At 61.4% G+C, this 16,520-nt stretch carries 20 protein-coding genes; 11 read left to right on the top strand and 9 right to left on the bottom strand.

The genetic code is table 11. From position 1 onward, the window contains the following. Window positions 1-22 precede the first annotated feature (22 nt). The 7 genes from CO657_RS05400 to CO657_RS05370 all read left to right on the top strand — a co-directional run bounded on the left by CO657_RS05400 (window position 23) and on the right by CO657_RS05370 (window position 4,634). Window positions 23-469: a TIGR02301 family protein gene (locus CO657_RS05400; RefSeq protein ID WP_037073929.1), complete on the top strand. Its 447-nt coding sequence runs from the start codon at window positions 23-25 to the stop codon at window positions 467-469. 103 nt (window positions 470-572) lie between these two features. Next, window positions 573-830, top strand: a complete 258-nt coding sequence (locus CO657_RS05395) for a hypothetical protein (RefSeq protein ID WP_003578293.1) — start codon at window positions 573-575, stop codon at window positions 828-830. 18 nt (window positions 831-848) lie between these two features. Further along, window positions 849-1,607, top strand: coding sequence for a hypothetical protein (locus tag CO657_RS05390; protein WP_012557133.1), 759 nt, complete (start codon window positions 849-851; stop codon window positions 1,605-1,607). A gap of 106 nt (window positions 1,608-1,713) precedes the next feature. Further along, window positions 1,714-2,568, top strand: a complete 855-nt coding sequence (gene ygfZ / locus CO657_RS05385) for a CAF17-like 4Fe-4S cluster assembly/insertion protein YgfZ (RefSeq protein WP_054181938.1) — start codon at window positions 1,714-1,716, stop codon at window positions 2,566-2,568. Then, window positions 2,565-3,173 carry a YfbR-like 5'-deoxynucleotidase gene (locus CO657_RS05380; RefSeq protein WP_054181768.1) on the top strand — a complete coding sequence of 203 codons (609 nt, stop codon included), beginning with the start codon at window positions 2,565-2,567 and terminating at the stop codon, window positions 3,171-3,173. Before ygfZ ends, CO657_RS05380 begins: the two co-directional genes overlap by 4 nt. Continuing rightward, on the top strand, window positions 3,170-3,700 hold the full coding sequence (locus tag CO657_RS05375; RefSeq protein ID WP_054181767.1) for a tyrosine phosphatase family protein: 531 nt from the start codon (window positions 3,170-3,172) through the stop codon (window positions 3,698-3,700). Before CO657_RS05380 ends, CO657_RS05375 begins: the two co-directional genes overlap by 4 nt. Before the next feature lie 52 nt (window positions 3,701-3,752). Beyond that, window positions 3,753-4,634: a mechanosensitive ion channel family protein gene (locus tag CO657_RS05370; protein ID WP_054181766.1), complete on the top strand. Its 882-nt coding sequence runs from the start codon at window positions 3,753-3,755 to the stop codon at window positions 4,632-4,634. Between the two features lie 29 nt (window positions 4,635-4,663). Here the strand turns inward: CO657_RS05370 and CO657_RS05365 are convergent, their stop codons facing one another. Further along, window positions 4,664-5,179, bottom strand: coding sequence for a superoxide dismutase family protein (locus tag CO657_RS05365; RefSeq protein WP_054181765.1), 516 nt, complete (start codon window positions 5,177-5,179; stop codon window positions 4,664-4,666). Window positions 5,180-5,340: 161 nt separating this feature from the next. Further along, complete coding sequence (locus CO657_RS05360) at window positions 5,341-5,694, bottom strand: hypothetical protein (RefSeq protein ID WP_197283861.1); 354 nt, start codon at window positions 5,692-5,694, stop codon at window positions 5,341-5,343. 425 nt (window positions 5,695-6,119) lie between these two features. On the opposite strand from CO657_RS05360, the gene CO657_RS05355 reads away from it, so the two are divergent. The 3 genes from CO657_RS05355 to CO657_RS05345 all read left to right on the top strand — a co-directional run bounded on the left by CO657_RS05355 (window position 6,120) and on the right by CO657_RS05345 (window position 9,772). Continuing rightward, window positions 6,120-8,018, top strand: a complete 1,899-nt coding sequence (locus tag CO657_RS05355; protein WP_054181763.1) for a putative bifunctional diguanylate cyclase/phosphodiesterase — start codon at window positions 6,120-6,122, stop codon at window positions 8,016-8,018. A 114-nt stretch (window positions 8,019-8,132) separates the two neighbouring features. Further along, a complete protein-coding gene (locus tag CO657_RS05350) occupies window positions 8,133-8,777 on the top strand; it encodes an HD domain-containing protein (RefSeq protein ID WP_054181762.1) in 645 nt (214 codons plus the stop codon). Window positions 8,778-8,914: 137 nt separating this feature from the next. Then, on the top strand, window positions 8,915-9,772 hold the full coding sequence (locus CO657_RS05345) for an MOSC domain-containing protein (protein WP_054181761.1): 858 nt from the start codon (window positions 8,915-8,917) through the stop codon (window positions 9,770-9,772). Window positions 9,773-10,413: 641 nt separating this feature from the next. On the opposite strand, the gene CO657_RS05340 is transcribed toward CO657_RS05345, so the two are convergent. The 4 genes from CO657_RS05340 to CO657_RS05325 form a co-directional block, all read right to left on the bottom strand. Then, the gene (locus tag CO657_RS05340) at window positions 10,414-11,409 is read right to left on the bottom strand and encodes an aldo/keto reductase (protein ID WP_054181760.1); all 996 of its coding nucleotides are present in this window, start codon (window positions 11,407-11,409) and stop codon (window positions 10,414-10,416) included. A gap of 101 nt (window positions 11,410-11,510) precedes the next feature. Further along, window positions 11,511-12,281 (bottom strand): DNA repair protein RecO, encoded by a 771-nt coding sequence (recO, locus tag CO657_RS05335; protein WP_003587584.1) that lies wholly within the window; start codon window positions 12,279-12,281, stop codon window positions 11,511-11,513. 188 nt (window positions 12,282-12,469) lie between these two features. Beyond that, a complete protein-coding gene (locus CO657_RS05330; RefSeq protein ID WP_037073220.1) occupies window positions 12,470-12,955 on the bottom strand; it encodes a response regulator in 486 nt (161 codons plus the stop codon). A 99-nt stretch (window positions 12,956-13,054) separates the two neighbouring features. Next, window positions 13,055-13,807: a Crp/Fnr family transcriptional regulator gene (locus CO657_RS05325; RefSeq protein ID WP_003587587.1), complete on the bottom strand. Its 753-nt coding sequence runs from the start codon at window positions 13,805-13,807 to the stop codon at window positions 13,055-13,057. Between CO657_RS05325 and CO657_RS36625 the strand changes: the two genes are divergently transcribed. Further along, window positions 13,776-13,940 (top strand): hypothetical protein, encoded by a 165-nt coding sequence (locus CO657_RS36625; RefSeq protein ID WP_164918660.1) that lies wholly within the window; start codon window positions 13,776-13,778, stop codon window positions 13,938-13,940. The two genes, CO657_RS05325 and CO657_RS36625, sit on opposite strands and share 32 nt — an antisense overlap. Before the next feature lie 18 nt (window positions 13,941-13,958). Here CO657_RS36625 and era read toward each other — a convergent pair whose 3' ends face one another. The 3 genes from era to lepB are packed head-to-tail and all read right to left on the bottom strand — an operon-like array spanning window position 13,959 to window position 16,367. Next, window positions 13,959-14,900 (bottom strand): GTPase Era, encoded by a 942-nt coding sequence (gene era / locus CO657_RS05320; RefSeq protein WP_054181759.1) that lies wholly within the window; start codon window positions 14,898-14,900, stop codon window positions 13,959-13,961. Between the two features lie 7 nt (window positions 14,901-14,907). Next, window positions 14,908-15,627: a ribonuclease III gene (gene rnc, locus CO657_RS05315; RefSeq protein WP_003578269.1), complete on the bottom strand. Its 720-nt coding sequence runs from the start codon at window positions 15,625-15,627 to the stop codon at window positions 14,908-14,910. Continuing rightward, the gene (gene lepB, locus CO657_RS05310) at window positions 15,624-16,367 is read right to left on the bottom strand and encodes a signal peptidase I (RefSeq protein ID WP_054181758.1); all 744 of its coding nucleotides are present in this window, start codon (window positions 16,365-16,367) and stop codon (window positions 15,624-15,626) included. Before lepB ends, rnc begins: the two co-directional genes overlap by 4 nt. Window positions 16,368-16,520: the final 153 nt, after the last annotated feature.

The raw sequence follows: 16,520 nt of genomic DNA, 5'->3' as shown, positions 1-16,520 counted from the left end.
TCAAGCGCGCCTTGTTGCCGTCATGCTCAACGTATCAACTGGGAGCATGATTCCCGTTCGACGCGTTTTCCTGTCCCTGCTCGTGCTCGCCGGTCCCACCATGGCGCAGGGCAAGAACGCGCCGCCTCCACGGGAGGAGGAGATTGCGCCGCCGCCTGCGGTGACGGTGCCCTACGACGACAAGCTGGCACGGCTCGCCGAGGTGTTGGGCTCGGTGCATTATTTGAGAACGCTCTGCAAGGCGGCAGGCGGCGACGAGTGGCGAAACGGCATGCAGCAGCTGCTCGATTCGGAGACCGGCAACGAGCCGCAGCGCAAGGAAAGACTGACTGCAGCCTTCAATCGCGGCTACCGCGCCTTCGCCTCCGTCTATACGGATTGCACCGCAGCGGCCATCGTGGCAGAAGAGCGCTACCGTAACGAAGGTGCAACACTCGCCACAGAAATTACCTCGCGTTTTGGAAATTGACGTTTAATTAACCTGTTTTCGCATGTGGACGTGTCGTTTTGGGAAAAGGCTGTTAGTGTTGTTAACGGTGCAGTAAGACATGAGAAGTTCTGAGGAAAAGACAATGGAAGCAAGCCTCAACGAGATCGACGACATGATCGTCCACGAGAAGATGCAGGCGGCTCTGGAGTACCAGAACGAGGCTTGGGCCGACGGCATGGCCGACGGAATCGAGCCTGAGATCATCGCTGATGCCGCTATTGCGCATGCCCTGCGCGAGACGATCAGATTGCACGGGGAAAGCAGCGCCGAAGCCTTGCTGGATTCGCTGCGTGAACGCATGCTTGCCGGCGAATTCTCCGCGAACCGCACCCTGCAATAATTGTTATCAGAGAGTTTGATGCATACCGGTAAAGAGAAAATTTCGCGAATTCCGCTCGCGCCGGTGCTGCTTGCATTCAGCCTCGCCGCCGGCAATATTTTCCTTGCCCCGGCAGCCTACGCGCTTTCCGAACTGCACAAGATCCCCGGCCAGGCTGCCAACGACGCGCCGGCTGCGCCGGGAAGCGCTCAGGGACAGAGCCAACCGCAGGGCGGGACCGCTCCCAGCGTTCCCATGGCCGATCCGCTGGTCAACAGCCAGAACAATCAAGGTGTCGACAAGACGCCGGGCGCCCAGGATGCTTCCAAACCCGCCGAAGTGATCTACGACATCAGCAAGGTGCCCGAGCCGGTTCGCAAGATGCGCGAGCAGATCGTCGAGGCGGCGGCCTCCGGCGATCTCGAACGCTTGCGGCCGCTGATGGGCACCGGCACAGAGCAGACTCAGGTGACTGTCGGCGAGCCCACGGAGGATCCGATTGGCACGCTGAAGGATCTTTCCGGCGATCCTGACGGAGACGAAATCCTCGCCATCATGCTCGACATCGTCTCGACCGGCTTCGTGCATGTCGGCCAGGGTACGGCAGACGAGATGTATGTCTGGCCCTATTTCGCCGAGAAGGACCTGAAGTCGCTGACACCGCCTGAGCGCGTCGAGCTGTTGCGCATCGTCACCGCCGGCGATCTTTCCGATATGCAGGAATTCGGCGGCTATAATTTCTACCGCCTCGGCATTACGCCGCAGGGCAAATGGAAATTCTTCACGGCGGGCGACTGACGCCCACCACGCTTGCGCCTTTCGCGTTTCGCCTTTCGGTGGGACGCTTGCGATCCACCTCATGAAGACATACCTCTGAGCGATGACCAACGCGACAGGTTCCGCCATGCCAGCCGTATTCCTGAAAGACCGCTCACTTCTCTCCGTCAGCGGCGCGGAAGCCCAATCCTTCCTGCAGAACCTGATCACCACCGATATCATCTCGCTTGAGGCCGGCGAGGCGCGGCCCGGGGCACTGCTGACGCCGCAGGGCAAGATCCTGTTCGACTTCATGGTCTGGCAGGAGGGCGACGGCTATACGATCGAAACGGATGCCGGCCAGCGCGATGGCCTGCTGAAGCGGCTGACGATGTACAAGCTGCGCGCCGCCGTCACGCTTGCGCCGCGCGCCGACGAAGGTGTCACCGTTTCCTGGAGCGAAGGTGCCCAGGGCGTCCGGGACAGCCAAAGCGTCCGGGACAGCCGCTTCGCCAAGGCAGGCGTCACGTTGATCCGTCAGCCCGGCAAACACGGCGACGGTGAAGAAGCCCTCTACGATGCGCTGCGCATCGCCCACGGCATCGTCACATCAGGATCGGACTTCGCCCTGCAGGATGCCTTTCCGCACGACGTGCTGATGGATTTCAATGGCGGCCTCTCCTTCAGGAAGGGCTGCTATGTCGGCCAGGAGGTCGTTTCGCGCATGCAGCACCGCGGCACCGCCCGCCGGCGCGTCGTGACAGTGTCCGCCGCAACGGCTCTGCCGGAGACCGGGACGGAGATATCCGCCGCCGGCAAGCCTGTCGGGACACTCGGTTCGGTCGAAGGCGACCATGGATTGGCGATTGTGCGCATCGACCGCGCCGGCGCGGCAATCGCTGCCGGCACGCCGCTGCTCGCCGGCGAGACACCCGTTTCCCTCGTCCTGCCGCAATGGTCCGGCCTTGTCTTTCCCACCAGCGCCGACGAGGCCAGCGCGTGACAACGGCGAAAGCTCCCCGCGCCTGGCAACGCATGCTGTCCGGGCGCAGGCTCGACCTGCTCGACCCCTCGCCGCTCGATGTGGAACTGATCGACATTGCCCATGGGCTGGCGCGTGTTGCCCGCTGGAACGGCCAGACGTCAGGCGATCATGCGTTTTCGGTGGCGCAGCACAGCCTCGTCGTCGAAGACATTTTCCGCCGCGTCAATGATGCCTCCCCGCAGGAGTGCCTGATGGCGCTGCTGCATGACGCACCCGAATATGTGATTGGCGATATGATCTCGCCGTTCAAATCGGTGGTCGGCGGCGGCTACAAGACGGTGGAAAAGCGGCTGGAGGCCGCCGTGCACCTGCGCTTCGGCCTGCCGCCGCATCCCGCGCGCGACCTCAAGGACCGAATCAAGAAAGCCGATACGATCGCCGCCTATTTCGAGGCGACGGTGCTCGCCGGCTTTACACCGGCCGAGGCACAGAAGTTCTTCGGCCAGCCGCGCGGCGTCAGCAGGGAGATGCTGATGATCGAACCGCTGCCGGCAATCGAAGCCCAGAGGCTGTTCTGCGAGCGCTTCGCGGCGATCGAGACCGCGCGGGAGATGGTCTCGTGAGTTTCATCGTCGTCTCGCCGCTATCGCGCATCGCAGAGATGGCCGTGCGCCACAAGGCGCGTGACATGATCAGCCTGATCGCCAAGGAGCAGGCCTTTCACCGGCCGGGCGTGATCGCGGCCGACCGTCATCTGACGCTTGCGATGAACGACATTACCTTCAAGGGCACCGGCGGCCTGGTGGCGCCCGACGAAACGCATGTGCAGGGAATCATCGACTTTGCCGCGTCGTGGCGGCAGGAGACGCCGCTGCTCATCCATTGCTGGATGGGCGTGTCGCGCTCACCGGCGGCAGCCCTGATCGCCGCATTGTCGCTCGCGCCGGATCAGAGTGAGGAAACACTTGCGCGCCGGCTGCGGGCGGCCTCGCCTTTCGCGACGCCGAACGCCCGGCTGATCGAGATCGGCGACGCGCTGCTTAACCGTAGCGGCCGGCTTGTTGCGGCCGTACGGGCGATCGGACGCGGCGCCGATGCCGACGGCAACGCGCCCTTCGTGCTTGCGATCGGCGAGCCCGCTTGCGGTTGACGCTGCCGCCATCTGCCCCATCTAGGCCCGACCACGTAGAAAAGGCCAGATCATGCAACAACAAGCAGCCGACGCCCTTCTTGCCACGCAAACGGCGCTCAGCCAGGCGAGCGCGCTGGCGGTGCAATATTCCTTTTCCGTCCTTGGGGCGGTGATCCTGCTGGTTCTCGGCTGGGCGCTTGCCGGTTTCGCCAGCCGCTGGGCTTATGAAGGCCTGTCGCGCGTCCATGGCATCGACGAGACGCTGGCGCGCTTCTTCACCAATGTGCTGCGATACGCGCTGCTCATCCTGGTGTTCATTACCGTGCTCGGCCAGTTCGGCGTCCAGACGGCGTCGATCATCGCGGCCCTCGGCGCAGCCGGCCTGGCAATCGGACTGGCGCTGCAGGGAACGCTGCAGAATATCGCCGCCGGCATCATGCTGCTGATCCTCAGGCCGTTCCGGGTCGGCGAATATATCGAGACCAGCAGCGTGGCCGGCACGGTGCGCGAAATCGGACTGTTTGCGACCGAACTCAGGACCGCCGACGGGCTCTACCGGTTGGCGCCGAATTCGACGCTCTGGAATACGCCGATTACCAATTTCAGCCGCGAGGCGACGCGGCGGAACGAGCTGAAGATCAAGGTGGAGGATGACATCGATCAGTCGATGGAAACATTGATGGGCCTTGCCAAAGCCGATTCCCGGGTGCTGAAGTCACCGGAACCGAGCGTCTTCATCGACGGCCTCGGTGACGGCGCGATCTTCGTGACGCTGCGTTATTGGGCAAAGACCGGTGACTGGTGGACGGTCAGCCGGGACATGGCAAAGCGCATAAAACTCGCCTTCGACGAGAACAATCGGGCCGCGTTGCCGGATGCGCCGAACGCCGCGCCGGCAAAGACGTCCAACGGCAGATCGGCCGCCGAAAAGCCGGCACTGACGCGGCAATGAAACAGTGATCCAGGAACTTATGCAGCAGACTATTGAATGACGCCGCAGGACAGTCTTTCCCCGGCATCACCCGAGGGCTGGCTGCGATAGTCATCCGAATTGGCGTGCACCATCAATGCGCGGCCGCGAATGCCGTCGGTCTTGCCATCGAGCGTGACCATGCTGTCGAAGACCTGCGCCCTGAGCACGCCGTCCTGCCCGACATATTGATTGGGCATATCGCCAGCATGCGGCCCCTTGGCCGCAAGGATGCCATGCTCGGCCTTCTCAGGGTTGAAGTGACCGCCGGCCGACTCGTGATGGGTCGCGGCGTCGCATCGGCCGGTCTCATGAACGTGGAAGGCCACCCATTTGTTCGCCGGCAGTCCCGATATCTCGACCTCGATCAAGACACCGCCGGTGGCGGCAGCCGTCAGTTGCGCGCGGCCGTCCTCCTTGCCGTCCTTGCCGGCGAAATTGGCGACCGCCGTCTGCTTGTCCTGGGCACCCGCCGGCAATGCAAAGGCAAGCAGGCTCAGGGCGGCGATGGTGCACATGGCTTTCATGGAGATCTCCTTCCGTCCGGTTGTCCTTCTGAACGTATCAACCCCGGAAGGTGTTCCTCATTTAGAGCGGCGCGTATCCGACAGGAGGCGCTAAGGCAGACCCGCAGAACGAGAAAAGCCGGCCAACGGCCGGCTTGCAGATGACCGGATTCGGGAGCGTCTCAGGCGACGGCGCTGAAATCGAACTGGCCGTAAGTGTTGCGGTACAGATCGTCCGGTTGATCGCCGGTCGTCGGCGCCGTCTGCTGCAACGGATAAGGGACGGCGATGCTGCTTGCCATGCCGCTGTCACGCGAGTCCATCATCAGCGCAATCAGGCTGCCGGAAAATTTCGGCTGCGTATCGCTGGTGTTGTCCTCTTCCAGAAGTTCCTTGATGATGCCGGGCTTCTCATCGGCAGCACGTTCGCCGCGGCTGAGGACACCATCGCCATTGGCATCAAGCCGCGAGAGTGTCGCCAGATATGCATATGACGTATCGGAAACGGATGTGGTGCTGGTCATACAAACCTCCATTCACCGCCTTTTGCCGGTGGTGTTTGTACGCAATACGAACGTGGAAAATCACTGATTGACTCGCTGGTTAAACTGATTTGCGCGGTGCGTCAATAAGTTGTTAACTTCTCATTAACGATGATTGACAACGGTTAACGAAACGGCCCGAAGCTGAGCATCTGCCGGCGCCAGGCGAGGAGGCGTTGCGGTATTTCAGCAATTTTTCACATATAAAACAAATGTCTAACGACGCGAAGCCGCTGTTGCACTGCAACCGAATATTAATCCCGCCCGTCCAGAATGAGCGTCACGAGATACCACCTGGACGTTTAGTTTATGAAAAATCAATTTCATGGCCACTTTTGGAAGAGTTTTCGATGTGATGAGGTACGTCCATCAACCGATGGCGACCGTGGCCGTCGCGGCCGCCCTGCAGAGGCCTCGCCATGAAGGCTGAAGCGCTCTTCTGGCAGCAATGCAGCCAGGCCGTCACCGCCGATGGATCGGTCGATGCGCAGCGCCTGATGGAACTTGTCATCGCGACCTATCGTGTCCATGAAAGCGACTATGACGAGATCGAAAGAAGCGCGGAAACGCTGCTGAGGGAGAACCATGCGCTGAGAGGCAATATGTCAGCCCTCAGCCAGGCATTCGACGGACAGCAGAGACTCTTCGAAATCATCCTCAACAACCTGCCACTCGGTCTTAGCGTCTTTGACGCAGATCAGCGGCTGACGCTTTCAAACATTCGCTTCGGTCAGCTCTTCGGCCTGACCCAGGCCGATGTCACTCCCGGCGCGACCATCGCCGATCTCATCGACAAAATGCGCGGTGCAGAAGGCACTGGCTCCAAGCCGGGCCGGCGCGCCGGGCGACATTCCTCCGCAGCCGTAAAAAGCAGCGGCATCCGTCGGCGCGAATGGCTGATGGATGATGGCCGCATCATCCAGAGCATGGTGACCATCCTTGCCGACGGCAGCAATATCGCCATTCATGCCGATATTACCGAGGATCGAAAGGCCGCCGAGCGCATCGCCTATCTCGCCCACCACGACCCGCTGACCGGTCTTCCGAACCGCATCCATTTCCGCGAGCAGGTCGATTCAGCACTCGCAGAGCGCAAACGGGACGAGCAGATCGCCCTCATTCACCTCAACCTCGACCGGTTCAAATCGATCAACAACATGATGGGCGTGTCCGCCGGCGACACGATCCTGCAGCAGGTCGCCGCGCGCATCCGGGCCTCGGCCGGTTCGGAGAACACCCTGGCGCGGCTGGGTTCGGACGAATTCGCCATCCTGCAGACGGGCAGACAGCAGCCGTGGAACGTGACGGCGCTGGCCGAGCAGATCCGCCGTGAGCTTTCCGAGCCATTCCTGCACGTCGAAAAACATATGGAGCTCAGCGTCTCGATGGGGATCGCAGTCGCCCCGGGGGATGGCGAGGAAACCGATATCCTGCTGAAGAATGCCGGCGTGGCGCTGTCGCATGCCAAGGCGGACGGGCGTAAGCGCGAGCGTTTCTTCGCCGGCGAGATGGAAGCGCAGATGCAGCTGCGCCACGCGCTGGAGGCGGACCTCAGAGCAGCCATCGAGAAGGAAGAATTCGAGCTGCATTACCAGCCGCTCTATGACCTTTCGCAGCGGCGCATCTGCGGCTTCGAGGCCCTAATCCGCTGGAACCATCCGATCCGCGGCCGTGTTGCGCCGATAGATTTCATTCCGCTCGCCGAAGAGGTCGGCCTCATCGTCGATATCGGCCGCTGGGTTTTGCACCAAGCCTGCAACGATGCAGTAGAATGGCCTGAAGACATCAAGGTCGCGGTCAACGTTTCGGCGATGCAGTTCAGCAGCAGCGACCTGACCAGTGATGTCGGCGAAGCGCTGGCGGCGGCCTCATTGTCGCCGCTGCGGCTCGAGCTCGAAATCACCGAAAGCGTGCTGATGGAAAATCTCGGCGAGGTGCTGCCGATCCTGCATGCGCTGAAGGAGCGCGGCATCCGCATTTCGATGGACGATTTCGGCACCGGCTACTCCTCGCTGAGCTATCTCTCGAGCTTCCCCTTCGACAAGATCAAGATCGACAAATCCTTCGTCAACGACATCGTCGACAACAAGGAAGCGCATGCGATCATGCACGCGATCATTCTGCTCGGCGATGCGCTCGGCATGCGCGTCACCGTCGAAGGCGTCGAGACGGCCGAGCAGCTGGCGCTGCTGGAATGCGAGGAGTGCGACGAGATCCAGGGCTATCACATCAGCCGGCCGAGACCGGCCTGCGACGTGCCCCATCTTCTCTCCCTGCCGCCGAAGAATGGTGGGGTAATGCACCTTCCGAGGTGCTGAACGGGCTTCAATTGCGACTCGCGCGACAAGCCGCTACACAATCGGCAACGGTCCCCGAGCCTTCGTTGTCGCGTGCTTCGACCGAGATTCCTCTTGCTCATAACAGGTGGCGCAATGGTCGAGGCTGAAGCCTTCTTTCCTCATGAGACACTCGCTGCGGCGCTGATCGCACACGCAGCCGATGGCGACGACGGCTCGCACGATCTTGCCCATATCCTGCGCGTCTTCCGCAACGCCATGCGCATCCATGCTGGAGAAGGCGGAGACGGTCGGGTGCTGGCCGCTTCCGTGCTGTTGCACGACTGCGTCGCCGTCGAGAAGAATTCGCCGCTGCGGGCAAAAGCATCGGCTTTGTCAGCGGAAAAGGCATCGGCGATCCTGGCGGAACTCGGCTGGAGCGAGGCGGATATCGAGGCCGCGGCTCACGCCATCACCGCGCATAGTTTCTCGGCCGGGGTGGCGCCGCAGACGCTGGAGGCAAAGATCCTGCAGGATGCCGACCGGCTGGACGCGATCGGCATGATCGGCGCGGCACGCTGCTTCTATATTGCCGGGCGGCTGGGATCCGGGCTCTACGATCCGTTCGACCCGGCGGCGGCGGAGCGCCCGCTCGACGACAAGCGTTATGCGATTGACCATTTCCGGACAAAGCTGTTCAAACTGGCGGACGGGTTCCAGACCGAGACCGGCCGCAGGCTGGCGGCTTCGCGCGACAAAAGCCTGCGCGATTTCCTCCAGGCATTCATGGACGAGATCTAAAGCACGTCGCGATCTTTCATATTCGCTTCTCGCGCTTTAGCTTCTTGTTTTTGCGCATGTCGTTGCGGCAAAAGCGCTTCGCGCTTTGCCTGGGAAAACCGCTTCACACTTTTGCGCGACATGCTTAGGAGAACCGTATGCACATCAGCGACCTCTTCATCTACCCGCTCAAGAGCGCCCGCGGCATTGCCCTGCCTTCGGTCGATATCGATGCCTATGGGCTTCCCGGCGACCGGCGGGCGATGATCACCGACCCACACGGGCACTTCATCACCCAGCGCGAATTGCCGGACCTGGCGCGCATCGAGATCCGGCCGGAGCCCGGCGCCTTCCGGCTGCTGATGCAAGGTAAGCAGGACATATCGGTGCCACCGCCCCGGCCTGAAATCCGCATGGATGTGAGCGTGTGGAAATCGACCGTCAGCGCCGCCGTCGCCGATCCCGAGAGCAACCGGCAGCTTTCCGAATGGCTCGGCCGCGAGGTGCAACTGGTCTTCTTCGACGGCCAGGCACGGCGCACAGCGAATGCCGAATGGGCCGGCGAAGGCACGCCGGTCACCTTTACCGACGGCTACCAGATCCTGGTGACGACAACCGGTTCGCTGAAGGCTTTGAATGCCGATCTCGCCGCCCATGGCGAAGGCAGCGTCGGCATGGAACGTTTCCGTCCGAACATCGTCATCGATATCGACGAGGCCTGGCCGGAAGACCGCTGGGCGGCGATCGAGATTGCCGGCATCCGCTTCGATCTCGTCAAACCCTGCTCGCGCTGCATCATGACGACGCAGGACCAGCTGACCGGTTCACGCGAGGTACCCAACCCGATGCCGGCGATGGGCCGCATCCGCATGTCGGCCGACCGGCGTGTGCCAGGCCCGCTCTTCGGCTGGAATGTCACGCCGCGCGGCGGCGGCAGGATCACGATCGGTGACACCGTGCGCGTCGTTGAAGAAAGGCCTGAGGGCTGGGCGTTGAAGGTTCGTGCACGAGGGTAGGTCGAGTCAAATTGGGGCAGGCTATTTGACTGGGCAACGGCCCGAAGCCGCCGCACGATGATTGGGAGCGGTGGGGTCGAATCCGACGCTAAGTCTCTGGCGGGTGAGCTATCTCGGGCGACCTTAGCCCCACCCTCCGTCGTGCTCGGCCTTGAGCCGAGCATCCACGTCACATCCATCGGCAGTCGTGGCATGGATCCCAGGCTCGAGGCCACTGCTGTCCGGTTTAGCAAAAACGGTTGCGGAAGCTTTCGAGACTCGCAGTAGATGTGCCGCTTTACTGTTTTAACTCATTATTTTCGCGACAAGACGAATGATGACGAGACCTGTCATAGGCGTCGGAGAGAGTTCCGAGGCGAAAATTTTGCCAAGGATTCGGTTTTCTGCCTACGTCACGCACTATAAAGTCGATACTTATTTCCCCATAACCCTTTGTTTTAAAAGGTTTTCAAAAGGGAAAATTTAAACCGGACAGCAGTGGCTCGAGGCCTGGGATGACAGAGAGGGAGGGTGCGTTTACGCCAAACTCACGATCAGTGCAGCGGATGGGGCGTCACCCTTCCTGGTCGAAGGCGGTGCCGCGCGGCCCGCATCCGGCTGCCGCCACCGCCCGGGTCGAGCCGCGCCCTCTCCCCCGCCTCCTACCCGCGCCCGAGTGCGGCGTCGATCCCCGCCATGACATCGGCCGGCAGCGGTCCCTTTTCCAGTGCGCCGGCATTCTCCTCCACCTGGGCGACGGTGCGGAAGCCTGGAATGGGCAGGGTGCGCGGCGACTTTGCCCAGAGCCAGGCGAGCGCCCCTTGCGTCAGCGTGCAGCCGCCCGAGGTCAGGAGATCGCGGACGGCGTCGAGCCTTGCGGCAAATTCCGGGGCCATGCGCCCGTCCTTGAAGTAAACCATCCAGTCGAGGGCCGCGCCGCGGACATCCTTGGCGCCGACAGCCTTGTCAGCGGTGAACTTGCCGGTCAGCAGCCCCATGGCCAGCGGACCGCGATTGATCGAGATCAGTTCCTGCCTTTCGATCACCGCGATCATCTCCGGCACCGGCTCGAAGACGTTCATCGTATGCTGGACCGAGACATAGCCCTGGCGGCCGGCATGGCGGGCGGCGCGATCGGGAGAATCGGTGCTCCAGCCGAATGCGTCGATCTTGCCTTCGGCGCGCAGCGCCTCCAGCACGTCGAAGACGGCATCGGACTGTTCCAACGGAAAGTCATTGATGTGGAACTGCAAGAGATCGAGACGGTCGCGCTTGAGGCGGCGCAGCGAGGTCTCGACCGAACGGCGGATGAAGGCCTCATCGGCGAAGGCGCCGGTTGCCTGCTTGGTGTCCGGATCGGTGGCAAAGCCGAATTTGGTGGCAACGGTAATATCGTCGCGATTGCCGATTGCCCGGCCGAGCACTTCTTCGGAATGGCCGGCCCCGTAATTCGAGGCGGTATCGAAGAAGCGGATGCCGAGGTCGATGGCGCGGCCGATCGCTTCGACGGATTCATCGTCGTCGACTTCGCCCCAGCCGAGCGGCGTGTCGCCGGCAAAGAAGGGGCCGCCGATCGCCCAGCATCCCATGCCGAGACGCGGAATTTCGCGGCCGTTCCAGAGCGTGATCGTTGTCGGTGTTGCGGTCTTGGTCAGCATGGGATCCTCCTTGGCTGGCAGTCTTCCAAGACATAGGAAGGGCTCCCATGCGGGTAAACCGCCAAATCCGGAGGATGTTTTGCACCGGTAAAAAACCCAGATCAGGCGGAAATATCATTCGGACCGGAAAGCGTCCGCAAGGCTGGATTGAGCGCCTTGAGCGCCGCCTGAACGAAGCCGTCGCGGGCTGCCGCGGCTTCGATACCGCGCGGTTCATAGACATGGCGATGCAGAAAGAACCCCGTCAGTCGGAATGCCGCCGTGAGACTGTCGAAGTCAGCCGCATGATTGCCTTCGATACCGAGAAACGGTGGCAGGAGCAGCATCTTGTCCGCCCAGGGGGCACCGGCGCTGCGGCTGACGGCGCGGCCGGATTTGGGTGAGACATAGACAAGATCGGAACGGGCGCCGGTCGCGGCGCATTCGGCGAGATCGAGGCCGAAGCCGAGATCGTTCAGCACCGCAAGCTCGAAACGCACGAAGAGTTCGCCGGCATCGGCCGGGTTGTGCAGGTGATCGAGGATGACCTCCAGCGCATCGAAGAGGTGCGGGTGCGGGTCACGCTCCGGCAGCAGCCGCAGCAGCGCGCCCATCGCTTGAACGCCGTAGACGGCGGTCGCCGTTTCCATCAGGCGGGCGGCGCGCAACGTCACTGGTTCGACGCGGAATTCGCCGAGATGTTCGTCCAACCTGGCGCGCCAGATGACCTCCACCGCATTGCCGGCCTGCAGCACCGGCTGCATGGCGCGCGACCGGCCGGAGCGCACCAGGCCGAGATGGCGCCCGCGATCGCGCGTCATCACCTCGGCGATGACACTCGTCTCGCCGTGGCGCTTGACGCCCAGGATGATCGCATGATCCTGCCACTGCATCGAAAGAAGTCCTTGCGGCTGACGAATCCATCCTAAAGCATGTCGCGCAAAAGTGTGCAGCGGTTTTGCGGCAACGACATGCGCAAAAATAAAGAGCTAAAGCGCAAGGAGCGAATCCGAAAGATCGCGACGCGCTTTGGAGCATGATGCCGAAAATGAAAAAGGCCTAGCCGCTGTCATGGACTGCGTCAGGCGGCAGCCGGGAATAGCCTCAGCAGGAATTGACACATCGCCGTTTCGTCGAAAGGCTTCACCAGGAGCGGAATGTGCTGCAAATCAGGCGGGAAATCGCCGGTATCGGAATAACCGCTGACAAAGCCGAAGGGAATGCCGAGATCGAGAAGATGACGGGCAAATCCGAAGCTCATGCCCTCGCCAAGATTGACGTCGAGAAGGGCGAAATCATAAGTCTCCGCAGCGATGGCAGCCCTCGCCTGCTCCACACTGCCGACGATATCGATATTCTCGACGCCGGCCAGGCGCAAAATATCCTCCGCCTCCATCGCGATAATCAGACTATCTTCAAGAACCAGAACACGGATTGCGCTCATGATTCCCTGCCCTCCGTCGGGCGGCAGTCGCAGCGCCTCGGCCGTTTCGCCAATATCAATGCCCTCCGGTGCCCCGCATGGCACGCTGTCGGTGAATTCCGCCACCATTTCTGAATGAACCATTTTTCTGCCCGTTCGATAAGAATCAAATCGGAGGAAGCCGACGACCGAGCTTATTTTCCCTGATGCTAATGCGCATTTAAAAAAGACATAAGGCCGGGGCTAGATGAAGGGACGTTTGCTCTCTCCGAGCCCTTCCCAGCCGGCAATCGCCATCAATTCCTCGCCGTTCAGAACCTCGCAGCCGCGCTCCTGCCAGCGGATCAACCCGCGTTCACCGAGCTTTTTCAAGGTCTTGTTGGTGTGGACGATGGAAAGGCCGAGCGTATCGGCAATGTGTTGCTGGGTGATGGGGATGAATTGGCGGCCATTGAAGAGATTAAGCTTGCGGCCGCGCTCAAACAGAAAAGCGATCAGATAGGCTGCTCTTTCCAACGCCGTGCGACGGCCGATGCTGAGCAGGTGTTCATCCAAGATTCGCTCCTCGCGCGCCGCGATCCAGGTGATGTCGAAGGCGAGCGAGGGGTGTTTGTTATAGAGCGTCATCAGCCTGTCGCGCTCGAAGACGCAGAGAGAAACCGGTGACAGCGCTTCGACGGAATGCTGCATCTCGCCGGCGATCGTTCCCTGCAGGCCGATCAGATCGCCCGGCATGATATAATTCAGTATCTGGCGGCGCCCATCCTCCAGCATCTTGTAGCGAAAGCCCCAACCAGCAAGCACAGTGAAAAGATGCGCGCTATGCGCACCCTCGACGAGGATGGTGGAACCGGCATCGACGGCAAGTTCACCTCTCTTGAAATTGGAAACGAATTCCAGTTCGTCGCGGCTGAATTCCCGGAAATGCGGCAGGGGCCGCAAAGGACATTGCTGGCAAGGAGTCTTGAAGGAATTGATCGATCTCGACGTCACCATGCCCGCCCCTGCCGTCGCAAAACTGGCACGCCGTCTTTGGCGCGCCGTTCATGAAGGAATGCACAAGTTACCGAATTGTTCCGTGAGCGATGCGGTTTTTTTATTTGGAAACAAGGGGCTGGCAGCCGAATGAGCAAATTCTTGCCATCCCTTATTTCGGGAAATCGAGACCCATTTCGCGGAACCGTTCGGGATCATCACCCCAGTGCTCGCGAACTTTGACGAACAGGAAGAGGTGGACCGGCTGCTCGAGGATCTCCGACAATTCCTTGCGGGAAGCCGTCGAGATCGCCTTGATGGTTTCACCACCCTTGCCGAGCGCGATTTTCTTCTGGCTGTCGCGCTCGAGATAGATCACCTGCTCGATACGCACCGAGCCATCCTTGCGCTCTTCCCACTTCTCGGTTTCGACATGCGAGGCGTAGGGAAGCTCCTGGTGCAGCCGCAGGAACAGCTTCTCGCGGGTGATCTCGGCGGCGAGCTGGCGCATCGGCAGATCGGAGATCTGGTCTTCGGGATAATACCACGGCCCCTCCGGCAGCGTCGCGGCCAGATAATCCATGACATCGTCGCAGCCGGAGCCGTTTTCGGCCGATATCATGAAGGTGCGGTCGAAGGCGATCTTCTCATTGGCAGCGGCCGCGAGGGCCAGCAGATCCTCGCGGTTGACGCGGTCGATTTTGTTGAGCAGCAGGATCTTCGGCTGCCGGACTTCCTTGAGGCCTTCGAGGATGGCTTCGGCATCGCCGCGCAGGCCGCGCTCGCTGTCGATCAGCAGCACGATCAGATCGGCATCCCTCGCGCCGCCCCAGGCCGAGGTCACCATGGCGCGGTCGAGCCGGCGGCGCGGCTTGAAGATACCGGGTGTATCCATGAAGACGATCTGGGCGTTGTCGTGGATCGCGATGCCGCGAACGATGGCACGTGTCGTCTGGACCTTATGGCTGACGATTGAGACCTTGGCGCCGACCAGGCGGTTCACCAGCGTCGACTTGCCGGCATTGGTCGGGCCGATCAGCGCGACGAAGCCCGAATGCGTCGGACCATTGGTTTCTGCGGCAGCTTCGGCCGCGATATCTTCTTCTTGTGTCATTGTCCCGTCAGTTTCCGGCAGGCGATTGCTGCCAAATGCCTTCGCGCTCAAGCATCTTTGTCGCCGCAACCTGTTCGGCGGCACGCTTCGACCGCTCTACGCCGGTTTCCGGCTTTATGCCAGCAACTTCCACCGTCACCTTGAAGCGCGGATCATGATCCGGTCCGCTGCGTTCATCAACCCGGTAGTTTGGTGTGACGCCGAATTTCGCGTGCGACCATTCCTGCAGCTCGGTCTTGGCGTCGCGCTTGGCGCCATCGGCCCTGACCGCCCTGCCCTGCCAGTAGCGCAAGATGAAGCGGCGGGCAACTTCGAGGCCGCCGTCGAGATAGATCGCGGCGATCAGGCTTTCGACCACGTCGGCGCGCACGTTCATCATCCGCTTGCCGGTCAACTTCTTCACGTCGGCGCCGGTGCGAATATAAAGATGAAGATTGAGTTCGTCGGCGACCGCAGCGCAGGTCTCGGCGCTGACCAGCTGGTTGAGGCGAACCGAGAGCTCGCCTTCCCCCGCCGTGCCGAAGGTGCGGAACAGAAGCTCGGCGATGCAGAGCCCGAGAACCCTGTCGCCGAGGAATTCCAGCCGTTCGTAATTGCCGCCCTTCTCGGTGCGGGCGCTGGCATGGGTCAGCGCCCGGTCCAGGCGTTCCTTTTCGGCGAAGTCGTGACCGATCAGGCCTTCAAGCTTTGCGCGGTCTGCCGCAGAAAGCGTCTGCGCCTTGCTCATTCAACAACCTTGAAGAGGCGATCCCAGCGCATGTTCGTCGGCCACTTCCAGATTTCGCGGAAGGAGGTGTCGTTACCGAGCGAGAAGAAGATGACGCTGGCGCGACCGACAAGATTTTCCGCAGGCACAAAGCCGACATCGAAGCGGCTGTCGAGCGAGTTGTCGCGGTTGTCGCCCATCATGAAATAATGGCCTTCCGGCACGATGAATTCACGGGTGTTGTCGCCGCGCGACACGGGAGACTGATCGAGCGTGTCGTAAGTCTTGCCATTGTCGAGCGTTTCGCGGAACACCGGCACATCCGCACCCGGATCGAGCTTGTAATCCGACGTGAAGGTACCGTCCGCTACCTTCGGAATCGGCTTTCCATTGACATAGAGCACGCCGTCGGTGACCTGGATGTGGTCGCCCGGCAGGCCGATGCAGCGCTTGATGTAGTCGATCTCGGGGTTAGGCGGGAAGCGGAAGACAACGATATCGCCGCGCTTCGGATCGGCGCCGAACAGACGGCCGCTGAAGATGTCTGGCGAGAAGGGCAGCGAATATTTCGAATAGCCGTAGGCGAACTTATTGACGAAGATGTAATCGCCGACGAGCAGCGTCGGCATCATCGAACCGGACGGAATGGTAAAGGGCTGGAACAGCACCGTACGGATCACCATCGCCAAAATCAGCGCCTGGATGATGACTTTGATATTTTCCCAGAGGGCGTTCGGCTTGGCTTCGACTTTTTCGGACACGCAGTCTTATTCCTTCAAGACGCCGCGGCGGCGCAATTCTTCTGTCGTTCTCTCTAGCGACTTCGGCCGGTTGCGGCAATGGCGACAACATCAAAAGCGACGAGAGGTCGCGATCGACAGCTCCCGGGGTCGCGATCAACAGCTCCCGGGGTC

The organism is Rhizobium acidisoli (assembly GCF_002531755.2).
In the GTDB taxonomy this organism is placed as follows: Bacteria; Pseudomonadota; Alphaproteobacteria; order Rhizobiales; family Rhizobiaceae; genus Rhizobium; species Rhizobium acidisoli.
The sequence above is the reverse complement of the archived record's forward strand: the minus strand, read 5'-3'. Positions and strand labels throughout refer to the sequence as shown.

Bases quoted from the DNA above. Each gene is read 5' to 3' on its own strand.
- CO657_RS05400 (WP_037073929.1), top strand. From the start codon at position 23: ATGCTCAACGTATCAACTGGGAGCATGATTCCCGTTCGACGCGTTTTC.
- CO657_RS05355 (WP_054181763.1), top strand. From the start codon at position 6,120: ATGAAGGCTGAAGCGCTCTTCTGGCAGCAATGCAGCCAGGCCGTCACC.
- CO657_RS05325 (WP_003587587.1), bottom strand. From the start codon at position 13,807: ATGGTGACGTCGAGATCGATCAATTCCTTCAAGACTCCTTGCCAGCAA.
- CO657_RS05370 (WP_054181766.1), top strand. From the start codon at position 3,753: ATGCAACAACAAGCAGCCGACGCCCTTCTTGCCACGCAAACGGCGCTC.
- era (WP_054181759.1), bottom strand. From the start codon at position 14,900: ATGACACAAGAAGAAGATATCGCGGCCGAAGCTGCCGCAGAAACCAAT.
- CO657_RS05365 (WP_054181765.1), bottom strand. From the start codon at position 5,179: ATGAAAGCCATGTGCACCATCGCCGCCCTGAGCCTGCTTGCCTTTGCA.
- CO657_RS05390 (WP_012557133.1), top strand. From the start codon at position 849: ATGCATACCGGTAAAGAGAAAATTTCGCGAATTCCGCTCGCGCCGGTG.
- rnc (WP_003578269.1), bottom strand. From the start codon at position 15,627: ATGAGCAAGGCGCAGACGCTTTCTGCGGCAGACCGCGCAAAGCTTGAA.
- CO657_RS05340 (WP_054181760.1), bottom strand. From the start codon at position 11,409: ATGCTGACCAAGACCGCAACACCGACAACGATCACGCTCTGGAACGGC.
- CO657_RS05360 (WP_197283861.1), bottom strand. From the start codon at position 5,694: ATGGAGGTTTGTATGACCAGCACCACATCCGTTTCCGATACGTCATAT.
- CO657_RS05345 (WP_054181761.1), top strand. From the start codon at position 8,915: ATGCACATCAGCGACCTCTTCATCTACCCGCTCAAGAGCGCCCGCGGC.
- CO657_RS05330 (WP_037073220.1), bottom strand. From the start codon at position 12,955: ATGGTTCATTCAGAAATGGTGGCGGAATTCACCGACAGCGTGCCATGC.
- recO (WP_003587584.1), bottom strand. From the start codon at position 12,281: ATGCAGTGGCAGGATCATGCGATCATCCTGGGCGTCAAGCGCCACGGC.
- CO657_RS05350 (WP_054181762.1), top strand. From the start codon at position 8,133: ATGGTCGAGGCTGAAGCCTTCTTTCCTCATGAGACACTCGCTGCGGCG.
- CO657_RS05395 (WP_003578293.1), top strand. From the start codon at position 573: ATGGAAGCAAGCCTCAACGAGATCGACGACATGATCGTCCACGAGAAG.
- ygfZ (WP_054181938.1), top strand. From the start codon at position 1,714: ATGCCAGCCGTATTCCTGAAAGACCGCTCACTTCTCTCCGTCAGCGGC.